This is a genomic window from Muriicola sp. E247 (assembly GCF_041358175.1).
Classification (GTDB): domain Bacteria; phylum Bacteroidota; class Bacteroidia; order Flavobacteriales; family Flavobacteriaceae; genus Muriicola.
In genome coordinates, this window is the sequence record NZ_JBGKBE010000003.1 from 105,679 (window position 1) to 131,342 (window position 25,664).

The following is a 25,664-nucleotide window of genomic DNA, read 5'->3' on the forward strand; positions in this document are numbered from 1 at the left end:
CAATTTTTAATTAAAAGTTAATGTTCAAGCCTACTGAATAAACTGTAGGAACAGGAATTCTATTTACATCTATTCTTTCTGGATCGGAACCTATATAGCCTTTAGGGGTAAACCAAAATAAATTTTCCCCCTGTAGATAAATTCGAAGTCCGGTCATACCTGCCATCTTACCTATAATATCAGTTGGCAATGAATATCCTACTTGTAAATTTCTAATTTTAAAATAGGAATTGTTTCTAAAGATATAGTCTGAAGTATCCGTAAAATTGTTCACCAATGATAATGAAGGTATTGTAGAGCTTGTGTTTTGTGGTGTCCATGCGTTTAAGACTCCAAGACCTGCATTATCTCTTCCTTGAACAAAATTGTTCCAAAACATATAGGAATCAACTCCTATACGACCTGCAACTCCTGAACCGAAGACTGAAAAATCGAAATTTTTGTAACCTACATCCAATCGAATACCATACTCCAAATCAGGAAGGGTATTACCAATAAAATCACGGTCATTACTATCGATAACGCCATTATTGTCTACATCCACTATTTTTATACCACCTGGTCTAGCATTACCAGTTTGTACACCTCCTGTGGGATGTGCATCAACATCTGCCTGACTTTGAAACAGTCCGTCTGTACGATAACCGAATATAGCTGTTTGCGACTGTCCAAGGATTGAGTTTTGGGCAGTACCGGGAAATGCTGCTCTAACTTCTTCTGGTAGAAAGGTAATTTCATCCTTGAAGGCACCAAAATTTGTAGAAACCCCTAAAGAAAATCCATTATCCCAAACATTGGAATATCCAACATTAAATTCCCAACCTTTAGCGGCCGTTGCGGCACCGTTCAATACTCGTTGTTGTCCTTCGCCTATAACGGAGGCAATTGGAGGAGTAGTCAAAATATCCGTAGTTTCCCTTGTAAAATAATCGAAGGAACCGCTTATTTTGTTATTTAAAAACCCAAAATCGATACCATAATTCCATTCTTTGGTAGTTTCCCACTTTAAATTAGGGTTAGGTGCTTGAGTAGAAACAAAACCTGATGGTAATGTACCTGTGTTATTACCATTAATGTCATATGCTGTACCAACATTATAGTAAATTTCAAAAAACCCACCGGTCAATTGTGCTTGGTTTTGACCATATCTTGATTCGTATAAACCGAATCTTGCAGTATTACCAATTTCTTGGTTTCCTACTTCTCCATAACCTGCCCTAAGCTTTAAATTGGAAATCAATTCACTATCCTTTAAAAACTCTTCCTGACTAATTCTCCAACCCAAAGTTGCGGCCGGAAAAACACCATATCTATTATTCGCGCCAAATCTTGAAGAACCATCTCTACGAATAGTAAATGATGCCAAATACTTGTCATCGTAAGTATAATTTAATTTTCCAAACTGAGAAGCAAGGCTGTACTGAGTGGAAATACCATTGTTGGTGCGGGCACCTGTAGCAGCAGAAAGTACAAAATAGGATTCTTGCTCTACTGCAAAATCATCGGCTTGTGCAAAAATGGTGTCAAAATCCTCTCTTATCGACTCAATCCCTAATAGTGCTCCAAATCTGTGCTTTCCAACTTCTAAATTATAATTCAACGTATTTGAAAAAGTTAATGTTCTCAACTTATTGGTGTCAAAAATCAACCTATTATTACTTCTGGTAACAAAACCATTAAATACTTTAGGCTCGATATTTTTCCTTTTGAAGTCGCTGAAATCTATGCCTAAACTAGAGCGAAATTTAAGGTTATCAAGAATACTTATCTCAGCAAAAACATTTCCAAAGAAGTTGTTTTTAGTAGCATTGTCCCATCTGTTCAAATATTGCATCAATAACGGATTGTTCCTATCTGAATACCCCGCTCCCAACGGCCCAGCAAATTCACCATTCGCATCATATACAGGAATTGTTGGTGCCAAGGTAATGGACAAACCTGTAGTGGGTGCACCACCAACATCACTTGCAACCAAGGTTTCATTGGATGTTGAAATTTGAGTATTAACACCAAATTTCACCCTGTCGTTGAAAAGGTTAGTGGTACCATTAATTTTTGCAGTATATCTATCATAACCGGTATACTTTAACATACCAGTATTCTTTAGATAGCCTAGATTTATCAATAAAGAGGATTTATCCGAACCCGCAGAAACGGTAACTTCGTTATTGAAAACATATCCTGTTTCATAAACTTCGTCTTGCCAATCCGTATTGCCCGCCGGTACATCTGGGTTCCCACCAACAAAAGGCTGAACAGCCACACCGTTAAGAACTGGATTAGTAAAATCATTGTTCCAATCAAAATTGTATATTTCACCATAGCCCGCATTTGGATCTGCGCCATCATTTACGGATGCTCTCCACAAAGCTTCACCGCGTTGCTGGGAATTTAACATTTCATACCGTTGTTTACGCTCTGATTGTACAGATAGATTGGAATTGATACTAACCGTAAGACGTTCTCCTTTAAGACCTCCTTTTGTACTTACAACGATAACCCCATTTGCAGCCCTTGACCCATATATTGAAGAGGCCGAAGCATCTTTCAACACTTGAATGGATTCAATTGTAGCAGGATTTAAACTTGCGAATACCTCTTGCCTTTTTGTGGGCACACCATCTATGATGTAAAGCGGGTCATTATTCCCTAAAGTGGTAAGTCCCCTTATAAGTATTCTACTGTTCAGCCCCGTAGGATCACCGGATTTTTCTATAAAAAGACCACCGACTCGTCCTTGTAAGGCCTGCATGGCATTACCAGAACTTAAACTTTGTCCCTCAATTGGAGCAATATCCACGACTGTAACGGCTCCTGTTAAATCTACCTTACGTTCCGTAGAATATCCGGTAAGCACCACTTCTTCAAGCTGCTGGGCATCAGCTTGCATAGCAAGGTTAATTACAGATTGCCCATTTACTGCGATCTCGGCCCTTAAGAACCCAATATAGCTGAAGATCAATGTTGCATCTGAAGCTACATTATCTAACGTATATTTACCGTCGAAATCAGTTGTTGTACCTGTGGTCGTTCCTTTTATAACAACAGATGCGCCAGGTAATGGCATACTGTCGTCGGCGGACGTCACTGTACCTGTTATTTGTCCCTGGGCCAATAGGCCTAGTGGGACAAAAATTAGTAATAAGAATAAGAGTTTTAATTTCATAATTGAGTGATTTAGTTAAAGTTTAATTCATGTATTTCGAGATTGCTAAGTGTAATTTTTTCTTGATCAGATGTTATGGACAAGGTTTCGAAAGGTGCATTGAGAAAGAAAATCTCGGTCAACACCGTTTGCCCATCATCATAGAACAATTCGATGGAAGTTTTATCCAATAGTATTTTCCCGGTTAAATTCGTAGAGACTGCTGTTCTTGGTGCGGTTGAAATTCTATCACTAAACTTCTCGGAGAAATCAGTTCTACCCGATTTGTTTCTGTCTACGAAAAATTGTTTTTCGTTTGCATCATAACCGAACTGCAATTCATCCCCTCTGCTATTGGACAATACAAAAGTGTACTTGCCACTTCTAACATCTGGAATTTCGAAATTGATTTCCGTTTTAGAAAGGTTGACGGTTTTGTTCGTGGTCAGAATTGTTTCACCCTCAACAGAAATAGCAGTGTCAGCCACCTTTTTTCCGCGGTAGTCGTTTAGTTCCTTTACAGGATTTGAAACTAATCGGTAGGTATCGTTGCTTTTTATTAATCCTAATTCTCGTGCTATTGTACATGCACTTCGCCAATTTTCGGTAGGTACCTCGTTGGCATAGAGCCAATTGCTCATCCATCCTATAAAAAGTTTACCTCCCTGGGCCGTTCTAACATTCGACCATGTAACTCCAGCATAGTTGTCACGACCATGATCTACCCAAAAACTATGCTCTTTAGATTGTTCTTTTTTGAAGTTTTCATCAATAGTAAATTTCTTTCCGTCAAAATCGCCTACAAAGTATTGAGTGGCCGAACCACTATTTGGGCCACCAGGATTAATACTAACCAACAATACCCATTTGGTTTCATCCGTGCCTTTAACGGGCAGTTGGAAGAAATCAGGACATTCCCAGACACCCTCGTGGTTACCTATTCCTTCACCAAAAGTGGAGATAAGCTCCCATTTTTTAAGGTCTTTTGAAGCATAGAACATGATTTCTTGACCAGCAGCTAGAACCATAGTCCATTGTTTTCGTTCTTCGTCCCAGTTGACCTTGGGGTCCCTGAAATCACGAATATTTGGGTTTTCGACAACAGGATTTCCTTCATACTTGGTATAGGTAAGTCCTTCATCCAACGAATACGCGATAGATTGTGTTTCGTCAATGACCTCACCCGACTTATCGGCTTCCATGTCATGATGGGTAAACATGGCGATTATCGGTATTTTATTTTCTTCCGATAAACCGGATGTATTATCTACATCCACTACCGCGCTCCCGGAAAATATATACCCTAACTTGTCAGGATATAAGGCAATCGGTTGTTCTTTCCACGAAATCATATCGGTACTGATGGCATGACCCCAATGCATTGGCCCCCAAGTGGTACCATCTGGATAGTGTTGGAAATAGAGATGGTAATATCCATTATAATAGAACATACCATTGGGGTCGTTCATCCATCCTTTCTTAGGCGAAAAATGAAAGTTTGGGCGGTAGAGGTCTTCATTGGAAATGGCAACAGTATCTTGTCCATTTTGAACCTGATCAGCTTTCTTGTCGGTTGTATTTTTGCAAGAAAAGACCATTGCGAAAATTCCTATAGTCATCACGAACTTGTATATCTTATTTTTCATATTTGTTGGTTCTTTACAATACTTCAGTTTAATTTTTGTTCATCAAGACCTATAAGATCATCGGTTGTATTCTTTCTTCCTTTTGTTAGTGTTTTACTAAGTTCCTCTAGCGAGATACCTTTGGTTTCTGGCATTACGAAAATCACAAAGAGCAATTGTAGGAACATCATAAAGGCAAAAAAAGCAAATACGGTACCCGCTCCGATCGAGGTAAACAACACGGGAACTAACGAGGGTATGATAGCGGCTAAAATCCAATGCACCGAACTACCGAACGATTGACCGGACCCTCTTAAATGATTCGGGAAAATCTCTGAAATAAATACCCAAATCACGGTGCCTTGGCCTATTGCATGTGCAGCAATAAATAGGAAAAGAAAAATGGGCACGGCCATACCTTCCCAATTCAGGAAGAATGCACAGGCCACCAAAGTCAAAGAGATGATATAGCCAATAGAACCTGCGTACATCAATTGTTTTCTTCCTAGCCTGTCAATGAGGAATACCCCTAAAAGAGTAAAAATCATATTGGTCACCCCTATTCCTATACTGCTTAAAAGAGCAGTGCTCTCACCAAGGCCAGCTTCTTCGAAAATTCTTGGCGCATAGTACAAAAAGGCATTTATGCCTGACAATTGATTGAAAAAGGCGATGAAAAAAGCCAATAATAAAGGGAATCGGTATTTCTTAATAAAAATATTCTCTCCCGAAACAGTATTCTTACTTTCGGTCTTTAGTTCTAACATCAGTACTCCGGGATCCTGATCGGGATTGATTAATTGCAACACTTTTTTTGCCTCTTCGTTCCGCATTTTGGTCAACAACCACCTAGGGCTTTTTGGAACGCTCAATACGAAGACTGTATAAATAATTGCAGGTATGGCTTCAACACCCACCATCCAGCGCCATGCGTTTTCACCTATACCATTTAATAGATAATTTGAAAAGAAGGCAATCAAAATCCCGAACACGATATTAAATTGATAAAGGGCCACCAATTTCCCCCTGTCCTTGGCAGGTGCTATTTCAGATATATAGGCAGGAGCAGCAATGGTAGATGCACCAACCCCCAGCCCACCTATAAATCTAAAAATGGCGAATGTGATCGGATCATTGGCAAATGCAGAACCAAGAGCGGATATAGTATAAAGTATACCTATCCATAATAATGTTTTCTTCCTGCCTATCTTGTTCGTGGGAATTCCGCCTAAAATTGCACCTACTACAGTACCCCATAATGCCATCGCCATAACTATAGTACCATGAAAAACATCTGATGAACCCCACAAGGCCTGCAACTTTTTATCTGCTCCAGAGATAACTACCGTATCAAATCCGAACAGGAAACCTGCCAATGCTGCGGTAATAGACCAAACCCATATTTTTTTCATAATCGTAATTCTCTAGTATGGTTACTAAAGTATTCGTAAAAAACAAGAGGGTATTTTGATGATGTATCAATATGTTATGTTTTTGTTAAGGTGCATGTTTAAAATGCTAAGTGCTTGATAAACAGCACTTAAAAATAGTATTTTAACATGGGCTTAAGCGCACTAACTACATTCATGTTACATGAAGTTTAAAATTGATACATTCAAAAGGGACTATGAGGTAAGGATAGTATGAAATGTAAACTAGATAGATTTCCGAAACGCTATGGGAGAGGTGCCGTATTTGTTTTTGAAGGTGGTTGAGAAGTAATTTGGAGAAGAAAATCCGTTGGTATATGCAATTTCGGCTACCGTTAATGAGCCAGTCTCGAGCATCACTTTGGCTTTTTCCAATCTGATGTTACCAATATAATCACTTATACTGATGCCCATAATAGCCTTTACTTTGCGATATAATTGAACTCGCGATATGTTTAGGCTTTCGGCTAAATGTTCTACGGAAAAATCATCGTTAGCTATTTTCTTTTGTATCAGGTCATTAAGCTTATGAATGAATTGCTGTTCAATATTACCGAACGAATCGGCATTGTCGATTTGATGAATGTTACTCGTATAATAATACCGAAGTTTCTCTCGATTATAAAGCAAAGATTTGATTGATTGAACCAGTATGGAATAGCTGAAAGGTTTGGTCAAATATAGATCGGCACCTGATTGAAGTCCTTTAAGATAGGACTCTTTGTTGCCCAAGGCGGTCAGTATTATCGTAGGAATATGCGAGGTCCGTAGATCTTTTTTTAAGATTTCACAGATTTCGAAACCATCTTTCTCGGGAAGGTTGATATCGCACAAAATTATATCCGGAATGGTTTCAAAAGCCTTTTCAATAGCATCCGTGCCATCGGATAAATGAATCTCATACTCTAATTGTAATTTGTTTTTAAGAAACAATGAAAGATCTCTATTGTCCTCAATTATCAGAACCAAGTATTTTTCTTTGTCTTTATCCGGAGCCTGTATCAAGTAATTGTCATCGAGCAAATGTTCCGAATTAAAATCGATAATATTGGTATCGACCAAATCTTGTTCCGTTATGATTTCGGTCTCATCAAAATGTGCTTGCCCTTTGTAAAGCGCTACAATGAACTCCGTACCGTGAAGAGATTTAACCTTGATCGTTCCTTTGTGCATTTCAACAAACTCCTTGCTTAAATGCAGACCGATTCCTGAGCTGTTCTTTCTATTGTTAGAGCCCTTGAAAAATGCTTGGAAAACCTCATCCATTTCGTTTTGAGGAATACCAATGCCTGAATCCTTAAAACGGACATTTACGATATTTCCACTCTCATCATCTTCTATATGTATTTCAATCTTACCATTATCGGGGGAGAACTTAAAGGCATTGGAAAGGAGATTGAAATAAACTTTGTCCATTAAGTTCCGATCCATAAAAACATCAAGTGCCTCGTTATTGGAGGTAAGTTTGAAGTCAATGTTCCGTTTCTTCGCTTCACGTTCAAAATCTTTATAAATGATTTTTGAAAAGCCGAATAAATTGGTTTTGGATGCCTTTAGGTTGAACTTACGATCTTCAATTTTCCTAAAATCAAGTAATTGATTGATCAATCTCAATAGGCGATTGGAGTTGTTGTATATCAACTCCACTTCGTTCCGCATCTTTGAACCTTTCTCCTTTACAAAGTCGCTCATCGACTCAATTGAACTTAAAATCAAGGTAATGGGTGTCTTGAATTCATGGGAAAGCCCTGTAAAGAAATTTAGCTTCGCCTCGTTAATTACCTTTACTTCCTCCGCGATCTTCTCGATTTGATTGCGCTGAACGGTAATCTTGTCATTGGTCAATACCAATTGCCTATTTTTCTTTCGAATAGCAAAAATGGAGTAGATACTGTAAATGGCGAGACTTAAAATAATCGCCAAAAGTGCCATGGTTACCTTGAGTAGGTTATTTTGTGAATAATAGCGTTCTTCTTGTATTTTTATAGCGGCCAACTGATCTTCCATTTCGGCACGCTGTTCATTTATTTTTTCAAATTGATTGTTCATAATATCCGCGTTTACCTCATTGATGATAGTGGTAGATAAGATATTATTCTTGGGAACTGATTCTTTATTTAGGATTTTCAAAGCCAATTTGATGGCTTCATCACCGCCGGTTGGATAAAGAATGGTAGCCATTAGAATCCCATCCTTTACTGCTTTTATTCCACCATTGGCACCGGTAAGGCCGTCGACACCAATGAAACTGATTGATTTTTCCATTCCCAAATCGTGTGCGACTTCCCATGCTCCGACCGCCATTCTGTCGTTATGAGCAAAAACATAATCTGCCTTAATGCCTTCCTTCAACAGAAGTCTTAATTGATCTTGAATAGACTCTTTTTCCCAATCCCCTTCAATCGTTGCTGTAATACGTGCCTTCTTAAACTGATTAATTATTTGATTAAAGCCCATGCCTCTTTCCTCGGCAGGCGAAGATCCGGCCAAACCTTTTATTTCAATAATTCTAATGGAGTCTTTAATGTTGGATGCAATGATTTCCTTTGCCGCATTTCTTCCAACCTCAATATTATCTGCACCCAAATAGGCAGTATATTGTTGACTTTCTGTTTTTCTATCGACCACCAAAACTGGTATACCGGCATTGAGTGCCTTTTGTACCACCGAAGTAATTGGCTTTGATTGGATCGGGGAAACGATCAACACATCCAGGCTGTCGGCAATAAGGCTTTCTATCTGCTCAATTTGAGTTCCTACATCGTAGTTGGCATCTTTAATGGTCAAATCGATTTTAGGATTCAAAGAGGCTTGCAGCCTCATCGAGTTGTTCATGGAACGTCTCCAATTATCGTTGGACATAGCTTGTGAAAAACCGATACGGATCTTACCTTCATCTTTTTCTCCTGAGCAAGAAAGAAAAAACAATGCAAGCAAAAAACATAATAAAAGATAAAATGTTTTCATAGGTGTACCTCTACATTATGTAAAATTAATGAAAATTGATTTTACTTGACTAGATCAAGAGGAAGTTGAAATATCCAAGTAAAAAAATGCATATTGGACTAGTCCTTTAAAAGGAACGATTTTCAGGACAAACCAAATCAGTAGTTTATTTTAAATATTGATATTTTCCTCTTAAGATATGCATGTCCTCGCTCAGTTTCTTGTCGATAACCTTGGCGTAGATTTGGGTTGTCTTTAATGATTGATGCCCTAACATTTTACTAACTGATTCTATAGGAATACCGTTGGCTAAAGTGACCGTCGTAGCAAACGTATGTCTGGCTAAATGAAAAGTAAGGTTCTTTTCTATCTTGCAAAGGATAGCAATTTCTTTTAAAAATGCATTCGTCTTTTGGTTGCTGATAACGGGGAGTAGCAAGTCCGTGTCAGATGTTTTTGAATATGCTTGGTACTTTTCTAAAATTTCTTCGGCCACTGGCAGTAGGGGTATGTTGCTTCGGGAATCGGTCTTTGAGCGATTGATTTTTATCCAACGGGCACCATCCATTCTTAATACTATATGGTTGTCCGATAATTTTTGAACATCTACATAGGCCAATCCTGTAAAACAACAGAACACAAAAACATCGCGTACCTGTTCCAAGCGTTTTATGGAAAATTCTCTTTCTATCATAGTACATAGTTCTGTTTCGGTCAATGCCTCGCGTTCCACCTTTTTCCATTGGGCCTTCCAATGATAGAAAGGATCTTTGTTGACCCAATTGTTTGCAAATGCAATTCGCATTATCTTTTTAAAATTGACCACATATTTTGTTATGGTATTTTGATTGCCAATTTTTTTGGTCTTTAAAAAGTGGTGAAAACGATTGATAAACTTTAAGTCGACTTCTTTGACAAATAGGTCTGCCAGCTTATATTCTTTTTTGATAAAAGCGGCTAGGAGATTCCGTGTACGGATATGCCTTCTGTATGCCCCGTAAGAGTAATCCAAACCTATCAATTGTTTAATTTGATTATTATGCTCATCATAAATAGCTAACAGCGTTTTATGGATCTGTTCTTTGTTTAGCAACTTGGATTTAATCAGTTCGGCATTAAATGGTTTCTTTTTGGTCACCAATTTGGAATGGACGTTATAAGCTTTGGTTTCCAGTTCATCTATGTAATGATTCAAGGCTTTTGTTTTGGAGTTAGAACCTTTAACCCTTCCCTTAACAGAACACCATTTTTCAGGACGTATTTTTCGTTTAGTGCTAAATTCCGCTCTTAAGCCATTTACCGTTATCCTTAGATAAATTGGGGCTTTGCCAAGTTTGTCTAACTTACCTTTTCTGAGGTAACTTAAAACCGAGAAGGAATGGGTCTCCATTTGGAAGCGATTTTTCTTAATTCAATTTGATTATAAATTCCTCGTAAAAAATTGATGACCAATTTTTTAACATTGATTCGGTGCCCTTTTTACGAATTCCAAAATGGGGCACCGAATAGGGCACCGCGACAGATGGTTCGTTTTGATATCAAATGAATACGAGAAAAACAAAAAAGCCCTAAAACAGTACGTTTTAGGACTTTTTGAATAATTATGAAGGTCGTATAGTGACCTGGCTGGGGCTCGAACCCAGGACCCTCTCCTTAAAAGGGAGATGCTCTACCAACTGAGCTACCAGGTCAAAATGTAAAAGGTCTTTTTCTCAAGGGTCCTGTGAGGATGCCCTTAAGAGGGTGCAAATATACTATCTATAATCTATTTTTCAAGACCGATGGGAGATAAATTTATTTTTTTTTGAATATCCATACAATTGAGCCATTTTTGCCGGAATGAGTGCAACGAAGATCATCCTGATAGGGTACATGGGCAGCGGCAAAACTGTGGCCGGCAAAGAACTCGCCAGGCAGAGGAATCTGTGCTTTGTTGATCTCGATGACTATTTGGAAGATCAGGCCGGAAGCAGTATTCCGGAGATATTTCAAAATAAAGGTGAGATTTTTTTTAGAAAAGAAGAACACAAATACCTTAAAGAGGTTCTCAACTCAGACGAAAATCTGGTCCTGTCCACGGGAGGCGGTACCCCATGCTATTCGGGAAATATGGAGCTGTTGTTACAGGCAACTCCCAATGTGTTTTATCTGCAAATGTCCGTTGGCGGTTTGGTTCAAAGGCTTTCTTCTGAAAAGGACCACAGACCTGTGATCAGTCATTTGGAAAAGGAAGAATTGCCAGATTATATTGGTAAGCACATCTTTGAAAGGCAGGCCTTCTATACCCGGGCAACGCATACTATTCCCTGTGATGGAAAGTCGGTTGAAGAGATTGTCAATAGTATTTCAGCCTTACTAGTCTAGGATGACCACATCTTTCTTTGCCTCAAAATGCACGTGTACGTGTTCCTGTAGGGAAGTAGAGAGTGATATGCCCTTAAAATCAGCTTTCACAGGATACTTCTTGTGGTTTCGGTTCACCAGTACTGCTGTCTTTAATCGCTTTAAAGGTGTTTTTAAAAAATGATGTACACCGTAGATCAAAGTAGAACCCGAATTCAATACATCGTCAACCAGGACAATGGATGTGTTTTTGTACTCCTCAGGGGAAAGAGAAGTAGTAACTCCACTTTTCAGGGGGTTTGATTTATCCATGCTTACCTGACACAAAACAATTTCCGCTTCGGTAATCTTTCGCAATACCCGTTGTAATTTTTTGGCGAAATCAAGTCCGCCACCTGTAATCCCGGCAATAATGATCCGCTTTTCTTCAACATTAGTCTCGTAGATCTGATAGGCAATTCGCCTTGTAATATGCTGAATTTGCTGGTGATTAAGGATTTTATTCTCCATGGGATCAGGTTGTTTTCTTTTCAAAGATAAAAAAGAGTTCGCTACCCTGTCTGGGCGGAATCGAATTGTAGGCGCGTTCAAGCTTTTTGATATGAAAATACTTCGAGAAAACCTCCCGGTATTCTTCGATATCTCCACCATAGGGAGGACCGTGTTCTGTTAATTCAAAATCAAAAAACAATCCGGCAAGGACACCTCCATCCTTGAGCAGTTCGTGCATTTTTGCAGCGTAGTTCTCCCTCAAACCGGGTTGTAAAGCACAGAAAAATGTTTGCTCCAGGATTAGGTCGAATTTCATCACATCCAACTCAAAGAAATCGCCGATCAGAAGCTGGTCCTTTGGAAATTCAGGATGTTCTTTTTTGAATTTTTTAAATGGGATTTCACTGATATCTAAGGCGTATACAGATTTGAACCCATGGTTGAACAAGTAAGATACCTCATATCCGTTTCCGGCACCGGGAACCAGAATTCTCAGGTCTTTTGAAGTTAACTGATCAATATATTCCTTTAAAGGGGTAGATATTTCTCCTATATCCCATCCCATATTGCGATTGAGGTATCGCTGATCCCAAAATTCCTTAGTCCCCTTCATCCAAATATTCATCTATATTTCTTCGGTCTTTTTTTGTAGGCCGACCTGTTCCTTTTTTTCGATAATATTCCTGGGCGAGGCGTTGTGCCTCTTGATGCTCAAATGCTTCTGCTGGCGTTGTGTCTGTTCTGTAAAGTCCAACGATCTTAGCACCTACGCGACTATCGGGGATCTCCAGCACGGTAAGCTGAAATTCGATCTGGTTTTTACGCAAAGAAATTTTATCGGTGGGATAAACCTCCCTTGAAGGTTTCACTACCTGTTCATTGATCCTGATATGCCCTTTTTTACACGCCTCCGTCGCCTGGTTCCGGGTCTTGTAGTATCGCGTACACCAAAGGTATTTGTCAATGCGCATAAAGAGAATAAAATCTTTGTTAAGGTCTTCTGCAAAAATAGGGGAAAATTGTATCTTGCGCCCGATAAAAAGAATGCTATGCCAATCCGAAAGGTCGTTCTGGGAATGACCGCCCTATTATTTATTCTTTCCTGTGGAGATGACGATGGAGTTGACTTTGAACTGATCCCGCCTCGACTTTTAAGCGAGGTGGTTACAGAAGATGCAACGGCCCTCCAGGAGTATTTGCAGACTCATTTTTACAATTATGAGGAATTTGAGAACCCCCCGGCTGATTTTGATTTCGAGGTTCGCTTGGATACCATCGCCGGGACAAATAGTGATAAACGACCACTCATAGACGACGTTCAGTCGATCACGGTAAATGTGTCTTCAGAAGATTTTGAACTTGAAGATAACGAAACAGTACCCCATACTTTGTATTATTTAATCGCTCGCCAGGGAGCGGGAGCTGCTCCGACAGCTGCGGATTCAACCTTTATCAAATACGAAGGCTCCCTGCTAAACGGATCTTTGTTTGATGCCACTGCGGACTATACCTGGCAGTATCTTCCTTTTTTCCTGAGGGGATACGGTCAAGCGATGACCAAGTTTAATGTAGGGGATGCCATTGTGGAGAATCCTGACGGGACCACAGAAATCACAAATGCCGGCGTTGGAGCTATATTCCTTCCTTCGGGACTTGCATACTTCAACGGCTCTCCTTCCGGGATTCCTGCATATTCTCCCCTTATTTTTAAGATTTCTGCTGGTTTGTATATTCCTGAGACGGATTACGACAGTGACGGGATTCCTTCTTTTATGGAAGACCTGAACGGGGATGGGGATGTGACTAATGATAATACTGATGTTGATAGGGAAGAGGCCTTGAGGTCTCCGGCCTTTCCTAATCATATAGATCCTGATGACGATGAAGATGGGATTTTAACCAGAGATGAGATCATCATCGATGAACAGGGAAATATTACTTTTCCCGATGATGACAATGACGGGATACCTAATTATCTCGACCGGGATAGTTGATTTGATAAGAAATAAAATAAAAAAGGCCCTGTATTAAACAGGGCCTTTTTTAATTAAAGCGTTAAGGAGAAACTCAGGATAAGCTGATCGGGTCTTGTGTCGATCCGACTTTGAGGGACGGTAGTAACGTTCGTATTGATAAACGAAGCTTCGTTATCACTAAAGCCCCTTTCGTACCTGAGATCGATCCCAAGTTTTCCAAGGTTGATCCCAGCCCCAAGGTTGAGGCCTATTGTAAAGTCGTTTCGCACATCACTGATGGTAATTCCGTCATATTCTGTATCAAGAATATATTGAAATGCCGGGCCACCGAACACGTGCAGAGGTCCGATAATTTTAGTTCCAATCAACAAGGGAAGGTCTAACTTTTGCATTTTAAAATCGTCATTGTCGTATTCTGACGAAATACTGGTATAAACCAATTCGGGCCTGATATACACCCTGGAACCTACCTGGCCAAAAAATCCGATATGGTACCCCACATTCCTGTCAGGATTCCTTGCGGCTTCTCCTGCGGATTCAAAATAATCCCCATTGGCATTGTAGTTGAGTCCGGCTTTTACCCCAAACTTTGAATCGACCTGTGCATACGAAAATGCTGAAAGGGCAGCGATTGCCACCGTAAGAAGTGTTTTTTTCATAATGTGTTCTTTTTAAGACATATTTAGGGTATCAAGAATGATACCGAAAACTAAGCCTTTCTTTTTAACACCTGATAAACGGCCTTCTTTATGGCTTTATTGTCTAAGCCGTATTTTTCCATGAGTTGGTCTGCGGTTCCGCTCTCCCCAAATGTATCCTGAGTAGCCACAAACTCCTGAGGGGCAGGGAAATGCGTGGTGAGTGTTCTTGCTACACTCTCTCCCAAACCGCCTAAATAATTATGTTCTTCAGCTGTTACCACACAGCCGGTTTTACGGATTGAGCTAAGGAGGGCTTCCTCGTCCAGGGGTTTGATGGTATGAATATTGATCACTTCCGCTGAAATTCCTTCATTTTCAAGGGCTTCTGCCGCTTCCAGGGCTTCCCAGACCAAATGGCCTGTTGCAACAATAGTTACATCGCTGCCTTCGGTGAGAAGAACGGCTTTCCCAATTTCAAAATTCTGATCAGGATCAGTGAAATTAGGTACCTTGGGCCTTCCAAATCTCAGGTAAACTGGTCCCTCATGATCGGCTATAGCCAGTGTAGCAGCCTTCGTCTGATTAAAATCACAGGTGTTGATCACCGTCATCCCAGGCAACATTTTCATGAGTCCTATATCTTCCAGAATCTGATGTGTAGCACCATCTTCTCCAAGAGTTAATCCCGCATGAGAAGCACAGATTTTAACATTCTTGCCCGAATAGGCGATAGACTGCCTGATCTGATCGTACACTCGTCCGGTTGAAAAATTGGCAAATGTTCCTGTAAAGGGAATATAACCTCCAATGGTTAAGCCCGCCGCAATACCCATCATATTTGCTTCGGCAATTCCTACCTGGAAGAATCGCTCAGGATTTTCCTCAATAAACTGTTCGATCTTCAAGGAACCCACCAGGTCGGCACAGAGGGATACCACCTTTGGGTTTTTTCTACCTAGTTCGGTCATTCCTGCACCAAAACCACTCCGCGTATCTTTTTTCCCCTGATCTATATATTTTTTCATCTTGTTTGTTGTTGCTAAAATTAATAGTCGCCCAATGTTTCGACATTCTGATCCAGAGCCGTTTGCAATTGCTCATCATTCGGGGCTTTTCCGTGCCAGGCATGGGTATGCATCATAAAATCAACGCCATTCCCCATGACTGTATGCATAATGACACATACAGGCTTCCCATTTCCGGCGCGGGTTTTGGCTTCTTTCAAGGTCTTTATTACTGCCTTGACGTCATTCCCATCCTCGAGTTCCAGAACGTCCCAGCCAAAGGCTTTGAATTTAGCACCTACATCTCCCAGGGACATCACTTCCTCCGTAGCCCCGTCAATCTGTTGACCGTTCCTGTCGATTGTAGCGATGAGGTTATCCACTTTTTTACTTCCGGCATACATGATGGCTTCCCAGTTCTGACCTTCCTGAAGTTCTCCGTCTCCGTGTAAACTGTAAATCAGATGCTCATCCTTATTGAGTTTTTTAGCCAGGGCAGCCCCAACAGCTACTGACATTCCCTGTCCCAGGGAACCGGAGGCGATTCGCACTCCTGGCAATCCCTCATGGGTAGTAGGATGGCCCTGCAAACGTGAATTCAACAACCGAAAAGTGTTGAGTTCTTCAATCGGGAAGAATCCTCTTCTGGCAAGAACACTGTAATAAACCGGTGAGATGTGACCATTGGAAAGGAAGAAGAGGTCTTCGCCTATCCCATCCATCGAAAAAGAATCCTTTAATTCCATAAGTTCAAAGTACAGGGCGACAAAAAATTCGGTACACCCAAGGGATCCACCAGGATGACCTGAATTAACCTTGTGTACCATCCGCACGATGTCTCTGCGAACCTGTATGATGATCTTGTCTAAGTCTTGTGGTGCTGACATATAAATCGTCTTAATTTTCGGCCAAAAGTAACGGCAATCTTTTGCTTCCACAACTGGAGTTATTACATTTTATCAACGAAAGGCCCATGATAGAACTTTATTTTTTTGTTAGGAATATTCTATGGTGTGTTAGCTATCTTTGCCTACTTAATCGAGGTATTGCAATTTAAACTACAACATACAGATCCGGCCTCAAAGGCCAGGGCCGGTGAAATGATCACTGATCATGGCAGCATCAAAACCCCTATTTTTATGCCCGTTGGTACGGTGGCCTCTGTAAAGGGGGTTCACCAGCGCGAGCTGAGGGAGGAAATTGATCCTGATATCATTCTCGGAAATACCTATCACCTGTACTTACGCCCGAAACCTGAAATTCTCAGACGAGCGGGTGGCCTTCATGCTTTTATGGGTTGGGATCGCAATATCCTGACGGACAGTGGAGGATACCAGGTGTATTCGCTTTCAGGCAACAGGAAAATCCGCGAGGAAGGCGTAAAATTTAAGTCGCATATCGATGGTTCCACACATATGTTCACCCCTGAAAGAGTGATGGAAATCCAGAGAACTATCGGGGCGGATATTATTATGGCCTTTGATGAGTGTACGCCTTATCCTTGCGACTACACCTATGCTGAGCGATCAATGCATATGACACACAGGTGGTTGGAGCGCTGCATAGCACATCTCGAAAAGACTCCCTTGCTTTATGATTACTCACAAACCTTCTTTCCCATTGTACAGGGATCTACTTACAAAGACCTCAGGAGGCAGTCGGCCGAATACATAGCCGGGGTGGGAGCAGAAGGAAATGCGATAGGAGGCCTGTCGGTAGGCGAACCCGCAGAGGAAATGTATGCGATGACAGAGGTGGTTTGCGATATCCTCCCCGAGGATAAACCCAGATACCTGATGGGTGTGGGAACACCCATAAATCTTCTTGAAAATATCGCCCTGGGCATTGATATGTTTGACTGTGTAATGCCCACCAGGAATGGACGTAACGGGATGTTATTTACGGCCGAGGGGACTATCAATATCAAAAACAAGAAATGGGAAGATGATTTCTCTCCGATTGATGAACATGGGCCAACCTTTGTGGATAGAGAATATTCCAAGGCCTACCTGAGACACCTTTTTGTGGCCAAGGAATACCTGGGAAAGCAAATCGCGACTATACATAACCTGGGATTTTACCTATGGTTGGTAAGAGAAGCAAGAAATCATATTTTAGCAGGGGATTTTACACCCTGGAAAACAAAGATGGTCAAACAAATGGATAAGCGCTTGTAATGCTTAAAATACTGGATCGTTACATTTTAAAACGCTACCTCCTGACATTTGGGACGATGCTTCTTTTGTTTGTGCCCATAGGGATTATGCTCAACCTGGCAGAGCAAATAGGGAAGATGATAGACAACGAAGCTCCCCTGAATGAAATCCTGATCTATTACATGAATTTTACCATTTATATCGGTAATCTGCTGTTCCCAATTTTCCTCTTCCTTTCCATCATTTTCTTTACTTCAAAACTAGCTAACAATACCGAGATCGTTGCCATCCTGAGTTCCGGGGTATCATACAATCGATTTTTAAGACCTTACTGGATCGGTGCTTCTATCATTGCGGTAATGATGTTTTTTATGAGCATGTTTATAGTACCCAATGCCAGTGTGGGCTATCACGAATTTAAGTTTAAGTATCTCAAAAAAGGGAAACAGGACAGGGTAACCAGCAATATCTTTAATCAGCTCAATGAGAATGATTTTATCTACGTCAGTAGTTTTGATCCCGATCGTCAGATAGGGTATAACTTTACCTTTGAACACTTTGGAGACGACAATAAACTGGAGGAAAAAATAAGTGCAGGGAATATCCGCTGGGTGACTAAGGACAGTGTGTACCGTCTTACGAGCTATACAAATCGCAGGCTTGTGGGAGATAAGGAAATTGTAGTGACTAAGCGGAGGCTGGATACGATATTTAATTTTAAAATTGATGACCTTACACCGGTTTCCTATGTAGCAGAAACCAAGAATCTTTTTGAATTGAATAAATTTATCAATACCCAGAAGAAAAAGGGGGCTTCCAACATTAATACCTATATCCTTGTAAAATACAAACGCTGGGCACTGCCTCTGGCAGCTTTTATCCTGACGATCATCGGAGTGGCGGTTTCCTCTGTAAAACGAAGGGGAGGAATGGGTGTCAATCTGGCCTTTGGAATAGGTGTTGCTTTTATCTATATCTTTTTTGACAAGGTCTTCGGTACCCTGGCAGAACAATCGGGTTTTTCACCCCTGCTCGCTGTTGTTATCCCTAACCTGGCCTTTGGGGTGTTGGGAATCTTTTTGCTGCAAAAAGCCAAAAGGTAGTACTGAGTATCAACTTCTTTTCAGCTCAGAATATTCCCGGAACCGAGTGAGAACAATTATTAAACAGGGAAAAATTCAAAAAGCAAAACTGACCGGGAAGGTTCCCATTTATATTTTATATTTGTGGGCTGAATCAACCGAAACAAAACGAGATGGAATACTTGGATTTTGAACTCCCCATTAAGGAGTTAGAAGAGCAGCTGGAGAAATGTCAGATCATTGGGGAGGAGAGTGATGTGGATGTAACCGAGACCTGCAAGCAGATAGAAAAGAAACTGTCTGAAACAAGGAAAGAGATTTATAAAAACCTCTCGGCATGGCAAAGGGTACAACTTTCCAGACACCCCAACAGACCCTATACCCTTGATTATATCCGGGCTATTTGTGGGGAGACCTGGCTTGAACTCCATGGTGATCGGAATGTTAAGGATGATAAAGCCATGATCGGCGGCCTGGGGAAGATAGGGGATCAAAGCTATATGTTTATCGGGCAGCAGAAAGGATACAACACCAAAACAAGGCAATTGAGAAATTTCGGGATGGCAAATCCGGAAGGGTACAGAAAGGCATTACGCCTGATGAAGTCGGCCGAAAAGTTTAACATACCCGTAGTCTGTTTTATCGATACCCCAGGAGCGTATCCCGGGATTGAGGCAGAGGAAAGAGGACAGGGAGAAGCTATTGCGCGGAACATTCTGGAAATGACGCGACTAAAAGTACCTATTATAGTTGTTATCATCGGCGAAGGGGCATCAGGGGGAGCTTTGGGAATTGGAGTGGGAGATAAAGTACTGATGCTGGAGAACACCTGGTATTCTGTTATCTCACCCGAATCATGTTCTTCCATCTTATGGCGTAGCTGGGAATATAAAGAAATTGCCGCCTCGGCTTTAAAATTAACCGCCACCGATATGAAACGGTTAAAGCTTATCGACGAGATCGTCAAAGAACCTGAAGGTGGAGCACATGCCAATCGGGATAAGACCTTTGACATTGTAAAAAACAAAATCAGTAAACATTACGAGCAACTCGAAAAGTTATCACCAAAGGAGCTGGTGAAAATGCGGATGGACAAGTATGCTAATATGGGAGTTTTTAGCGGGTAAAACGCTGTGTTAAAAGCATTGACATAAACCGGAGTTAAAGAACTCCGGTTTTTTTATGTTATCAACACAATTTTGTAACTTATCAACACACAGATTGTTGATGAACCGTTAATATCGGAAATCCAATTTTAAATGTTAACTTAAGGTTAATGCATACTTTTGCAGCTATGGAGAAACCAAATCCCGTTATTGGTCATAAAATTGGCAAAGCATCTCTGATCAACCTTGAGAAAGGAAAGATACCACCTCAAGCCGTTGATTTAGAGGAAGTTGTGCTTGGTGCAATGATGATAGATAAAAAGGGAGTTGACGAGGTAATCGATATTCTCCACCCCGATGTATTCTACAAAGATGCGCATAGGTTTATCTACGAAGCTATCTTTAAGTTGTTCGAAAGCTCCGAACCGGTGGATTTATTAACCGTTTCAGCTCAATTACGGAAGGAAGGAAAGCTCGATCAGGTGGGAGGGGATTTTTACCTGATAAAACTCACCCAGAAAGTAGCCAGTTCTGCCCATATTGAATTTCACGCCAGGATCATCCTCCAGAAATATATCCAGCGTAGTTTAATTAAAATCTCAAGTGAGATTATAGAAGATGCTTATAATGAGGGGACTGATGTTTTTGACCTTCTCGATAACGCTGAAGCAAAACTCTATGAAGTAACCCAGGGGAACTTAAAACGCTCAGCGGAAACAGCTCAGAATCTGGTCATCCAGGCCAAGAAAAAGATTGAGGAAATATCCAATAAAGATGGACTTAGTGGTATTCCATCCGGATTTGATAAAGTAGATAAATTAACCTCAGGTTGGCAGCCAAGTGACTTGATTATTATTGCAGCACGACCCGGAATGGGGAAAACGGCCCTCACCCTCTCCATGGCGAGGAACATGGCTGTGAATTCTAACATCCCAGTGGCTTTCTTCTCCCTGGAGATGTCATCCGTGCAGTTAATAACCCGTCTCATTTCTTCAGAAACCGGATTGTCTTCAGAGAAATTGCGTACAGGTCGTTTAGAAAAACACGAGTGGGAACAGTTAAACGTAAAGGTGAAAGCCCTGGAAACGGCACCCCTGTTTATCGATGATACCCCTTCTCTTTCAATCTTTGACCTCAGGGCAAAGGCAAGAAGATTGGCTTCTCAGCACAAGATAAAACTTATCGTCCTGGATTATCTGCAACTTATGACCGCCGGGGGAAGCCAGAAAGGGGGGAACAGGGAGCAGGAAATATCTACTATTTCGCGAAACCTAAAGGCATTGGCCAAAGAACTTAATGTCCCGGTTATTGCCTTATCCCAGTTATCGAGGGCAGTGGAAACCAGGGGAGGAAGTAAAAGACCTATCCTGTCAGACTTGAGGGAATCCGGAGCGATCGAGCAGGATGCCGATATTGTATCCTTTATTTATCGTCCTGAATACTACAAAATAGACGAGTGGGACGATGAAGAACGAACCCCTACACAGGGACAGGCCGAGTTTATCGTTGCAAAACACCGGAATGGTGGTTTAGATAATATTAGGTTAAAATTCATTGGTCAACTTGGTAAATTTGATAACTTGGATGACTTTGATTCTCCATTTGAATTCCAGTCGAAGATGAACGCAGACGGAGAAAACCCGTTCATTACTAAAAATCTGCCTAATGCCGATGAAGCATTTGGAAGTAGTTTGAACGATAATCCAGACCTTGACCCGGATGATAACGAAGTCCCATTTTAAGAATACCTATACTCAAAACTTTTTATCAGAGCTTTTGTTATTTAAACCTGCCATACTTTGGAATGATTTACTTCCAAAGGTTAGAAGTTTTAAAACCTTTTTAATACTGGTATTTCTCATCAGCTTCTCTACATCCACTTTTGCGACGATGATCCTGCTTCCCATGGATGCCGAAAGTCAGGAAAACCACCTTAAAGCCTACGGCATCACATACTGGGTACTCACTAAGGAGCAGAAGGTACAGTGGTTACTTAACTATCGGGGAGGCTCTTTTCTCCTTCCTGACGGCGAATCGATCAGAAGGGAATGTCAGATAAGGGGAGTGTCGTTTGAAATCATTTCAGATGCCAAGGCAGAAGCCATTCTCGACGCTATAAGCAGCCCGTCCCAGAATCAGGAGGCGGTCATCCTGGAAAAGGCCCCAAAAATAGCTGTTTATAGTCCGAAGGAAAATCAACCCTGGGATGATGCTGTGACTATGGTGCTTACCTACGCTGAAATACCTTATGTTACGGTTTACGATGAAGAAGTGCTTAATGACCAGTTGGCTTTGTACGACTGGCTGCACCTCCACCATGAAGATTTTACCGGGCAATACGGAAAGTTCTACCAGGCGTACCGTACTCAACCCTGGTACATAGAAGGAAAATTAAAGGCCGAAGAACGGGCTAGTAAATTAGGGTATTCCAAGGTCTCTGAAGAGAAAGGTGCAGTAGCCAAGAAGATCAGGGACTATGTCATAGGAGGTGGATTTATGTTTGCCATGTGTTCCGCTACAGATAGTTTTGACATTGCCCTTGCTGCACAAGGGGTGGATATTTGCGAACCTATGTTCGACGGAGATCCTTCAGAACCCAATTATCAGGGAAAGCTGAATTTCAACAATACCTTTGCCTTCGAGAATTTTACCCTGGAACGAAATCCATTACGATACGAATTTTCGTCTATCGACATGACTAACAAACGACGTAATGTTCCCAGGGAATCGGATTATTTTACCCTGATGGATTTCTCCGCCAAATGGGATCCTGTGCCCACAATGCTCTGTCAGAACCATACCATGCTGGTAAAAGGCTTTATGGGGCAGACCACGGCCTTTGAAAGGAGTGAGATTAAACCTGTAGTGCTGGTATTAGGGGAAAACAAGATTAACGGTGAAGCCCGATATATACATGGTATCAAAGGAAAAGGATTCTTTACCTTCTATGGAGGGCATGATCCCGAGGACTATCAGCACAGGGTAGGTGACCCCAAAACGGAGCTCGAGCTACATCCCAATTCCCCGGGATACCGACTTATTTTAAACAATGTGCTATTCCCTGCTGCAAGGAAAAAGAAACAGAAGACCTAGGTGAGGCTTTTTACCAATTCCTCCAATACCATTTCCACACCCATTTCTTCATTACTTTTTGTATGGTATCTGGCTGCCTTTAAGACATTGGGGTGTGCATTTGCCATCGCAAAGCTGAAATCGGACAAAGCGAGCATTTCCAGGTCGTTGTTATAGTCTCCGAAGACCATGGTTTCTGACGGACCTATTCCCAGCTCACGCTGTATCATTTTCAATGCATAGCCTTTATGTGCATTGGGATGAGAGATATCTACCCAGTGCTGTCCTGAGATCTTCACCATCAGGGAATCCTCATAAGGGGAAACAAGCGGGTATATATGTTGCTCTGAACTTTCAAAATGATAAGCAGCAATTTTCATCACCTCCTGATCAAATCCGTTCAGATCATCAATAACCTCAAACTCGGTATAGTATTCCCGTAGAACACTAAGAAATTTTTTGGAATGACCAGAAACATAAGCATTATTCCTGGCACATAGAACCGGATGAATATGGTTGTTCTTGTGCAGGGATTGGAGAACGGAATTTTTAATATTGGGATTTAATGGGGTGGAAACAATCTCTCTTTCGCCCTGCATGGCGAGACCACCGTTTTCTGCAACAACGAAAATCCTGTCGCGAATAGGCTCCAATTTGGAAACAATACTGTTGTATTGTCTTCCGCTGGCTGCGGCAAAAAGAACTCCTTTTGAGCTAAGGTCCTCAAATAACTGGAAAAATTGTGAACTTACCTGATGGTCAGGATTGAGCAGGGTACCGTCCATATCGGTGACCACAAGTTTAATTCCTGAGATGTCGGGGAGTCTTTGCATTTTAAGTTACAAAGGTATTTGTATTGTTTAAATTGTATGTTACTTTAAGGGAAAGTATTACAACTAATTGATTTCAATATGTTGATTATTCATCAGAAAGAAATTACCCTCGCCCCATACCCAAGAGGTATTCATCTGATTACCAGAAGGATTACTCAGGAAATGCCTGAAATTAAGGGAATAAGTATGGGGATGCTACAGGTGTTTATTAAGCACACTTCGGCCAGCCTTACAATTAACGAAAATGCAGATAGCACCGTTCGCGAGGATTTTGAAAGGCATCTCAATGTGATGGTTCCTGAAAATGCTCCCTACTATGTCCATACATATGAGGGTCCTGATGATATGCCGGCACATATTAAGGCATCCATGATGGGTTCGAGTGTCCAAATACCCATCACCAACGGGGTGCTCAACCTGGGAACGTGGCAGGGGATCTACCTTTGTGAACATCGCGATCGTGCACAAGGGCGATCACTTCTAATAACCATATGGGGCGTATAGGGTTTTGGTAAATACAGGCGTAAAAAAAACCCTCCGATTACTCGAAGGGTTTTTAAGCGAGAATATTAATAAATCTATTTTACTTTATCGACCACTGCCTTAAAAGCCTCAGGATGATTCATAGCCAGATCGGCCAGAACTTTCCTGTTTAGTTCGATGTTATTTGCTTTTACTTTTCCCATGAACTGAGAATAAGACATTCCGTGCATTCTGGCACCGGCATTGATCCGGGTAATCCAGAGGGAACGAAAATTCCTTTTCTTATTTCTTCTGTCCCTGTAGGCGTAAACCATCGCCTTTTCAACGGCATTCTTAGCTACCGTCCATACATTTTTACGTCTTCCAAAGTATCCTTTGGCTTGCTTGAGCACTTTTTTTCTTCTGGCTCTGGAAGCAACTGAATTTACTGATCTTGGCATTTTTCTTTAGTTTTTTGTAGCAGGCGTCTGATAAACAGCTCTTTTAGGCCCGACTCCACGGTTAATACTTATTACCTGGTGTTGCGTTATTTTAATCGCAACTGCTCCTTGATACTATTCTCATCGGCACTGTGTACCAAGGTAGAATGTGTTAAACGGAGCTTACGCTTTTTTGATTTCTTGGTCAGGATATGACTCTTGTAAGCGTGCTTCCTTTTGATCTTTCCAGAACCGGTAAGCTTGAACCGCTTTTTGGCACTGGATTTTGTTTTCATCTTAGGCATTGTTCCTTTATCTTATGATTAATCTCGCTATGGTATTCTTACTTTTTTGTCTTTGGCGCTATGAACATCGTCATCCTCTTTCCTTCCAGTCTTGGCATCTGTTCAACCTTCCCGAATTCCTCTAATTCCTGCGCTAGTCTCAACAATAGGATCTCTCCTTTGTCCTTGTAAACAATCGACCTACCTTTAAAAAATACGTAGGCCTTCAATTTGGCTCCTTCTTTGAGGAACTTTTCTGCGTGCTTTTTCTTAAACTCGTAATCGTGATCGTCCGTATTTGGACCAAACCTAATCTCTTTAACAATTACCTTCGTAGCTTTAGCCTTCATCTGCTTTTCGCGCTTCTTCTGCTCGTAAAGGAATTTTTTGTAATCTATGATCTTACAAACCGGGGGTTCTGCATTAGGTGATATTTCAACTAAATCTAATCCCAGTTCTTCAGCCTGGTTAAGGGCCTCTTTGATCGGGTAGACTCCCATTTCAACATTGTCACCAACTAGGCGTACCTCGGATGCTAAAATCTTATTGTTGATCTTGTGAGGGTTCTTGTTCTCCCTCCTGGGTTGGGGTCTGAATCTTCTGCGTATTGCTATGGCTACTTCTTTT

The 25,664-nt window shown here is 41.2% G+C and carries 23 protein-coding genes and 1 tRNA gene; 8 read left to right on the forward strand and 16 right to left on the reverse strand.

The annotated features are described in order from the left end of the window. Positions 1–10: 10 nt before the first annotated feature. The 6 genes from ACA086_RS06710 to ACA086_RS06735 form a co-directional block, all read right to left on the reverse strand. Positions 11–3,166, reverse strand: a complete 3,156-nt coding sequence (locus ACA086_RS06710) for a SusC/RagA family TonB-linked outer membrane protein (protein WP_371002578.1) — start codon at positions 3,164–3,166, stop codon at positions 11–13. A gap of 11 nt (positions 3,167–3,177) precedes the next feature. Next, positions 3,178–4,791 (reverse strand): glycoside hydrolase family 32 protein, encoded by a 1,614-nt coding sequence (locus ACA086_RS06715; protein WP_371002579.1) that lies wholly within the window; start codon positions 4,789–4,791, stop codon positions 3,178–3,180. A gap of 23 nt (positions 4,792–4,814) precedes the next feature. Continuing rightward, positions 4,815–6,182, reverse strand: a complete 1,368-nt coding sequence (locus ACA086_RS06720) for a sugar porter family MFS transporter (protein WP_371002580.1) — start codon at positions 6,180–6,182, stop codon at positions 4,815–4,817. Positions 6,183–6,425: 243 nt separating this feature from the next. Continuing rightward, positions 6,426–9,167, reverse strand: coding sequence for a substrate-binding domain-containing protein (locus ACA086_RS06725; protein WP_371002581.1), 2,742 nt, complete (start codon positions 9,165–9,167; stop codon positions 6,426–6,428). A gap of 145 nt (positions 9,168–9,312) precedes the next feature. Further along, positions 9,313–10,536 (reverse strand): site-specific integrase, encoded by a 1,224-nt coding sequence (locus ACA086_RS06730; RefSeq protein ID WP_371002582.1) that lies wholly within the window; start codon positions 10,534–10,536, stop codon positions 9,313–9,315. A gap of 228 nt (positions 10,537–10,764) precedes the next feature. Continuing rightward, positions 10,765–10,837 (reverse strand) — tRNA-Lys (locus ACA086_RS06735). A gap of 148 nt (positions 10,838–10,985) precedes the next feature. Here ACA086_RS06735 and ACA086_RS06740 point away from each other — a divergent pair. Beyond that, on the forward strand, positions 10,986–11,510 hold the full coding sequence (locus tag ACA086_RS06740; RefSeq protein ID WP_371002583.1) for a shikimate kinase: 525 nt from the start codon (positions 10,986–10,988) through the stop codon (positions 11,508–11,510). Here the strand turns inward: ACA086_RS06740 and ACA086_RS06745 are convergent. Genes ACA086_RS06745 through ACA086_RS06755 form a run of 3 tightly spaced genes read right to left on the reverse strand, consistent with a single transcriptional unit; the run spans position 11,502 to position 12,952 of the window. Further along, on the reverse strand, positions 11,502–11,999 hold the full coding sequence (locus ACA086_RS06745) for a phosphoribosyltransferase family protein (protein WP_371002584.1): 498 nt from the start codon (positions 11,997–11,999) through the stop codon (positions 11,502–11,504). The genes ACA086_RS06740 and ACA086_RS06745 overlap by 9 nt on opposite strands. 4 nt (positions 12,000–12,003) lie before the next feature. Next, positions 12,004–12,606 (reverse strand): methyltransferase, encoded by a 603-nt coding sequence (locus tag ACA086_RS06750; protein ID WP_371002585.1) that lies wholly within the window; start codon positions 12,604–12,606, stop codon positions 12,004–12,006. Beyond that, positions 12,581–12,952 carry an RNA-binding S4 domain-containing protein gene (locus ACA086_RS06755; protein ID WP_369747346.1) on the reverse strand — a complete coding sequence of 124 codons (372 nt, stop codon included), beginning with the start codon at positions 12,950–12,952 and terminating at the stop codon, positions 12,581–12,583. Before ACA086_RS06755 ends, ACA086_RS06750 begins: the two co-directional genes overlap by 26 nt. A gap of 78 nt (positions 12,953–13,030) precedes the next feature. Here ACA086_RS06755 and ACA086_RS06760 point away from each other — a divergent pair, with 78 nt between their 5' ends. Further along, on the forward strand, positions 13,031–13,975 hold the full coding sequence (locus ACA086_RS06760) for an FKBP-type peptidyl-prolyl cis-trans isomerase (protein ID WP_371002586.1): 945 nt from the start codon (positions 13,031–13,033) through the stop codon (positions 13,973–13,975). 53 nt (positions 13,976–14,028) lie between these two features. Here the strand turns inward: ACA086_RS06760 and ACA086_RS06765 are convergent, their stop codons facing one another. From ACA086_RS06765 to ACA086_RS06775, 3 genes are read right to left on the reverse strand one after another with little or no spacing between them, the layout of a single operon-like run. Then, the gene (locus ACA086_RS06765) at positions 14,029–14,616 is read right to left on the reverse strand and encodes an outer membrane beta-barrel protein (RefSeq protein WP_371002587.1); all 588 of its coding nucleotides are present in this window, start codon (positions 14,614–14,616) and stop codon (positions 14,029–14,031) included. A 50-nt stretch (positions 14,617–14,666) separates the two neighbouring features. Next, complete coding sequence (locus ACA086_RS06770) at positions 14,667–15,623, reverse strand: transketolase family protein (protein WP_371002588.1); 957 nt, start codon at positions 15,621–15,623, stop codon at positions 14,667–14,669. Positions 15,624–15,643: 20 nt separating this feature from the next. Continuing rightward, positions 15,644–16,489, reverse strand: a complete 846-nt coding sequence (locus ACA086_RS06775) for a transketolase (RefSeq protein WP_371002589.1) — start codon at positions 16,487–16,489, stop codon at positions 15,644–15,646. 159 nt (positions 16,490–16,648) lie between these two features. Here ACA086_RS06775 and tgt point away from each other — a divergent pair, with 159 nt between their 5' ends. The 5 genes from tgt (at position 16,649) to ACA086_RS06800 (ending at position 23,039) form a co-directional block, all read left to right on the forward strand. Beyond that, entirely contained in the window at positions 16,649–17,779 is a 1,131-nt protein-coding gene (tgt, locus tag ACA086_RS06780) for a tRNA guanosine(34) transglycosylase Tgt (RefSeq protein WP_371002725.1), read from the forward strand. After that, a complete protein-coding gene (locus tag ACA086_RS06785) occupies positions 17,779–18,861 on the forward strand; it encodes an LptF/LptG family permease (protein ID WP_371002590.1) in 1,083 nt (360 codons plus the stop codon). The genes tgt and ACA086_RS06785 overlap by 1 nt, the downstream gene beginning before the upstream one ends. Before the next feature lie 152 nt (positions 18,862–19,013). Then, complete coding sequence (locus ACA086_RS06790) at positions 19,014–19,967, forward strand: acetyl-CoA carboxylase carboxyltransferase subunit alpha (RefSeq protein ID WP_371002591.1); 954 nt, start codon at positions 19,014–19,016, stop codon at positions 19,965–19,967. A 167-nt stretch (positions 19,968–20,134) separates the two neighbouring features. Further along, on the forward strand, positions 20,135–21,688 hold the full coding sequence (gene dnaB / locus ACA086_RS06795) for a replicative DNA helicase (protein ID WP_371002726.1): 1,554 nt from the start codon (positions 20,135–20,137) through the stop codon (positions 21,686–21,688). 148 nt (positions 21,689–21,836) lie between these two features. Next, positions 21,837–23,039 carry an asparagine synthetase B gene (locus tag ACA086_RS06800; protein WP_371002727.1) on the forward strand — a complete coding sequence of 401 codons (1,203 nt, stop codon included), beginning with the start codon at positions 21,837–21,839 and terminating at the stop codon, positions 23,037–23,039. Here the strand turns inward: ACA086_RS06800 and ACA086_RS06805 are convergent. Then, a complete protein-coding gene (locus ACA086_RS06805; protein ID WP_371002592.1) occupies positions 23,036–23,851 on the reverse strand; it encodes an HAD family hydrolase in 816 nt (271 codons plus the stop codon). The two genes, ACA086_RS06800 and ACA086_RS06805, sit on opposite strands and share 4 nt — an antisense overlap. Before the next feature lie 78 nt (positions 23,852–23,929). Between ACA086_RS06805 and ACA086_RS06810 the strand changes: the two genes are divergently transcribed. Continuing rightward, positions 23,930–24,355: a secondary thiamine-phosphate synthase enzyme YjbQ gene (locus ACA086_RS06810; protein WP_371002593.1), complete on the forward strand. Its 426-nt coding sequence runs from the start codon at positions 23,930–23,932 to the stop codon at positions 24,353–24,355. 74 nt (positions 24,356–24,429) lie between these two features. On the opposite strand, the gene rplT is transcribed toward ACA086_RS06810, so the two are convergent. The 3 genes from rplT to infC all read right to left on the reverse strand — a co-directional run bounded on the left by rplT (position 24,430) and on the right by infC (position 25,645). Beyond that, complete coding sequence (gene rplT, locus ACA086_RS06815) at positions 24,430–24,774, reverse strand: 50S ribosomal protein L20 (protein WP_369747356.1); 345 nt, start codon at positions 24,772–24,774, stop codon at positions 24,430–24,432. Between the two features lie 86 nt (positions 24,775–24,860). Continuing rightward, the gene (rpmI, locus tag ACA086_RS06820; protein WP_369747357.1) at positions 24,861–25,058 is read right to left on the reverse strand and encodes a 50S ribosomal protein L35; all 198 of its coding nucleotides are present in this window, start codon (positions 25,056–25,058) and stop codon (positions 24,861–24,863) included. Between the two features lie 38 nt (positions 25,059–25,096). Continuing rightward, the gene (infC, locus tag ACA086_RS06825; protein WP_369747693.1) at positions 25,097–25,645 is read right to left on the reverse strand and encodes a translation initiation factor IF-3; all 549 of its coding nucleotides are present in this window, start codon (positions 25,643–25,645) and stop codon (positions 25,097–25,099) included. Between the last annotated feature and the right edge of the window lie 19 nt (positions 25,646–25,664).

What these genes read in the sequence shown, in the direction of transcription:
- ACA086_RS06710 (WP_371002578.1), bottom strand. Translation starts at nt 3,166, where the DNA reads ATGAAATTAAAACTCTTATTCTTATTACTAATTTTTGTCCCACTAGGC.
- ACA086_RS06715 (WP_371002579.1), bottom strand. Translation starts at nt 4,791, where the DNA reads ATGAAAAATAAGATATACAAGTTCGTGATGACTATAGGAATTTTCGCA.
- ACA086_RS06720 (WP_371002580.1), bottom strand. Translation starts at nt 6,182, where the DNA reads ATGAAAAAAATATGGGTTTGGTCTATTACCGCAGCATTGGCAGGTTTC.
- ACA086_RS06725 (WP_371002581.1), bottom strand. Translation starts at nt 9,167, where the DNA reads ATGAAAACATTTTATCTTTTATTATGTTTTTTGCTTGCATTGTTTTTT.
- ACA086_RS06730 (WP_371002582.1), bottom strand. Translation starts at nt 10,536, where the DNA reads ATGGAGACCCATTCCTTCTCGGTTTTAAGTTACCTCAGAAAAGGTAAG.
- ACA086_RS06740 (WP_371002583.1), top strand. Translation starts at nt 10,986, where the DNA reads ATGAGTGCAACGAAGATCATCCTGATAGGGTACATGGGCAGCGGCAAA.
- ACA086_RS06745 (WP_371002584.1), bottom strand. Translation starts at nt 11,999, where the DNA reads ATGGAGAATAAAATCCTTAATCACCAGCAAATTCAGCATATTACAAGG.
- ACA086_RS06750 (WP_371002585.1), bottom strand. Translation starts at nt 12,606, where the DNA reads ATGAATATTTGGATGAAGGGGACTAAGGAATTTTGGGATCAGCGATAC.
- ACA086_RS06755 (WP_369747346.1), bottom strand. Translation starts at nt 12,952, where the DNA reads ATGCGCATTGACAAATACCTTTGGTGTACGCGATACTACAAGACCCGG.
- ACA086_RS06760 (WP_371002586.1), top strand. Translation starts at nt 13,031, where the DNA reads ATGCCAATCCGAAAGGTCGTTCTGGGAATGACCGCCCTATTATTTATT.
- ACA086_RS06765 (WP_371002587.1), bottom strand. Translation starts at nt 14,616, where the DNA reads ATGAAAAAAACACTTCTTACGGTGGCAATCGCTGCCCTTTCAGCATTT.
- ACA086_RS06770 (WP_371002588.1), bottom strand. Translation starts at nt 15,623, where the DNA reads ATGAAAAAATATATAGATCAGGGGAAAAAAGATACGCGGAGTGGTTTT.
- ACA086_RS06775 (WP_371002589.1), bottom strand. Translation starts at nt 16,489, where the DNA reads ATGTCAGCACCACAAGACTTAGACAAGATCATCATACAGGTTCGCAGA.
- ACA086_RS06785 (WP_371002590.1), top strand. Translation starts at nt 17,779, where the DNA reads ATGCTTAAAATACTGGATCGTTACATTTTAAAACGCTACCTCCTGACA.
- ACA086_RS06790 (WP_371002591.1), top strand. Translation starts at nt 19,014, where the DNA reads ATGGAATACTTGGATTTTGAACTCCCCATTAAGGAGTTAGAAGAGCAG.
- dnaB (WP_371002726.1), top strand. Translation starts at nt 20,135, where the DNA reads ATGGAGAAACCAAATCCCGTTATTGGTCATAAAATTGGCAAAGCATCT.
- ACA086_RS06800 (WP_371002727.1), top strand. Translation starts at nt 21,837, where the DNA reads ATGATCCTGCTTCCCATGGATGCCGAAAGTCAGGAAAACCACCTTAAA.
- ACA086_RS06805 (WP_371002592.1), bottom strand. Translation starts at nt 23,851, where the DNA reads ATGCAAAGACTCCCCGACATCTCAGGAATTAAACTTGTGGTCACCGAT.
- ACA086_RS06810 (WP_371002593.1), top strand. Translation starts at nt 23,930, where the DNA reads ATGTTGATTATTCATCAGAAAGAAATTACCCTCGCCCCATACCCAAGA.
- rplT (WP_369747356.1), bottom strand. Translation starts at nt 24,774, where the DNA reads ATGCCAAGATCAGTAAATTCAGTTGCTTCCAGAGCCAGAAGAAAAAAA.
- rpmI (WP_369747357.1), bottom strand. Translation starts at nt 25,058, where the DNA reads ATGCCTAAGATGAAAACAAAATCCAGTGCCAAAAAGCGGTTCAAGCTT.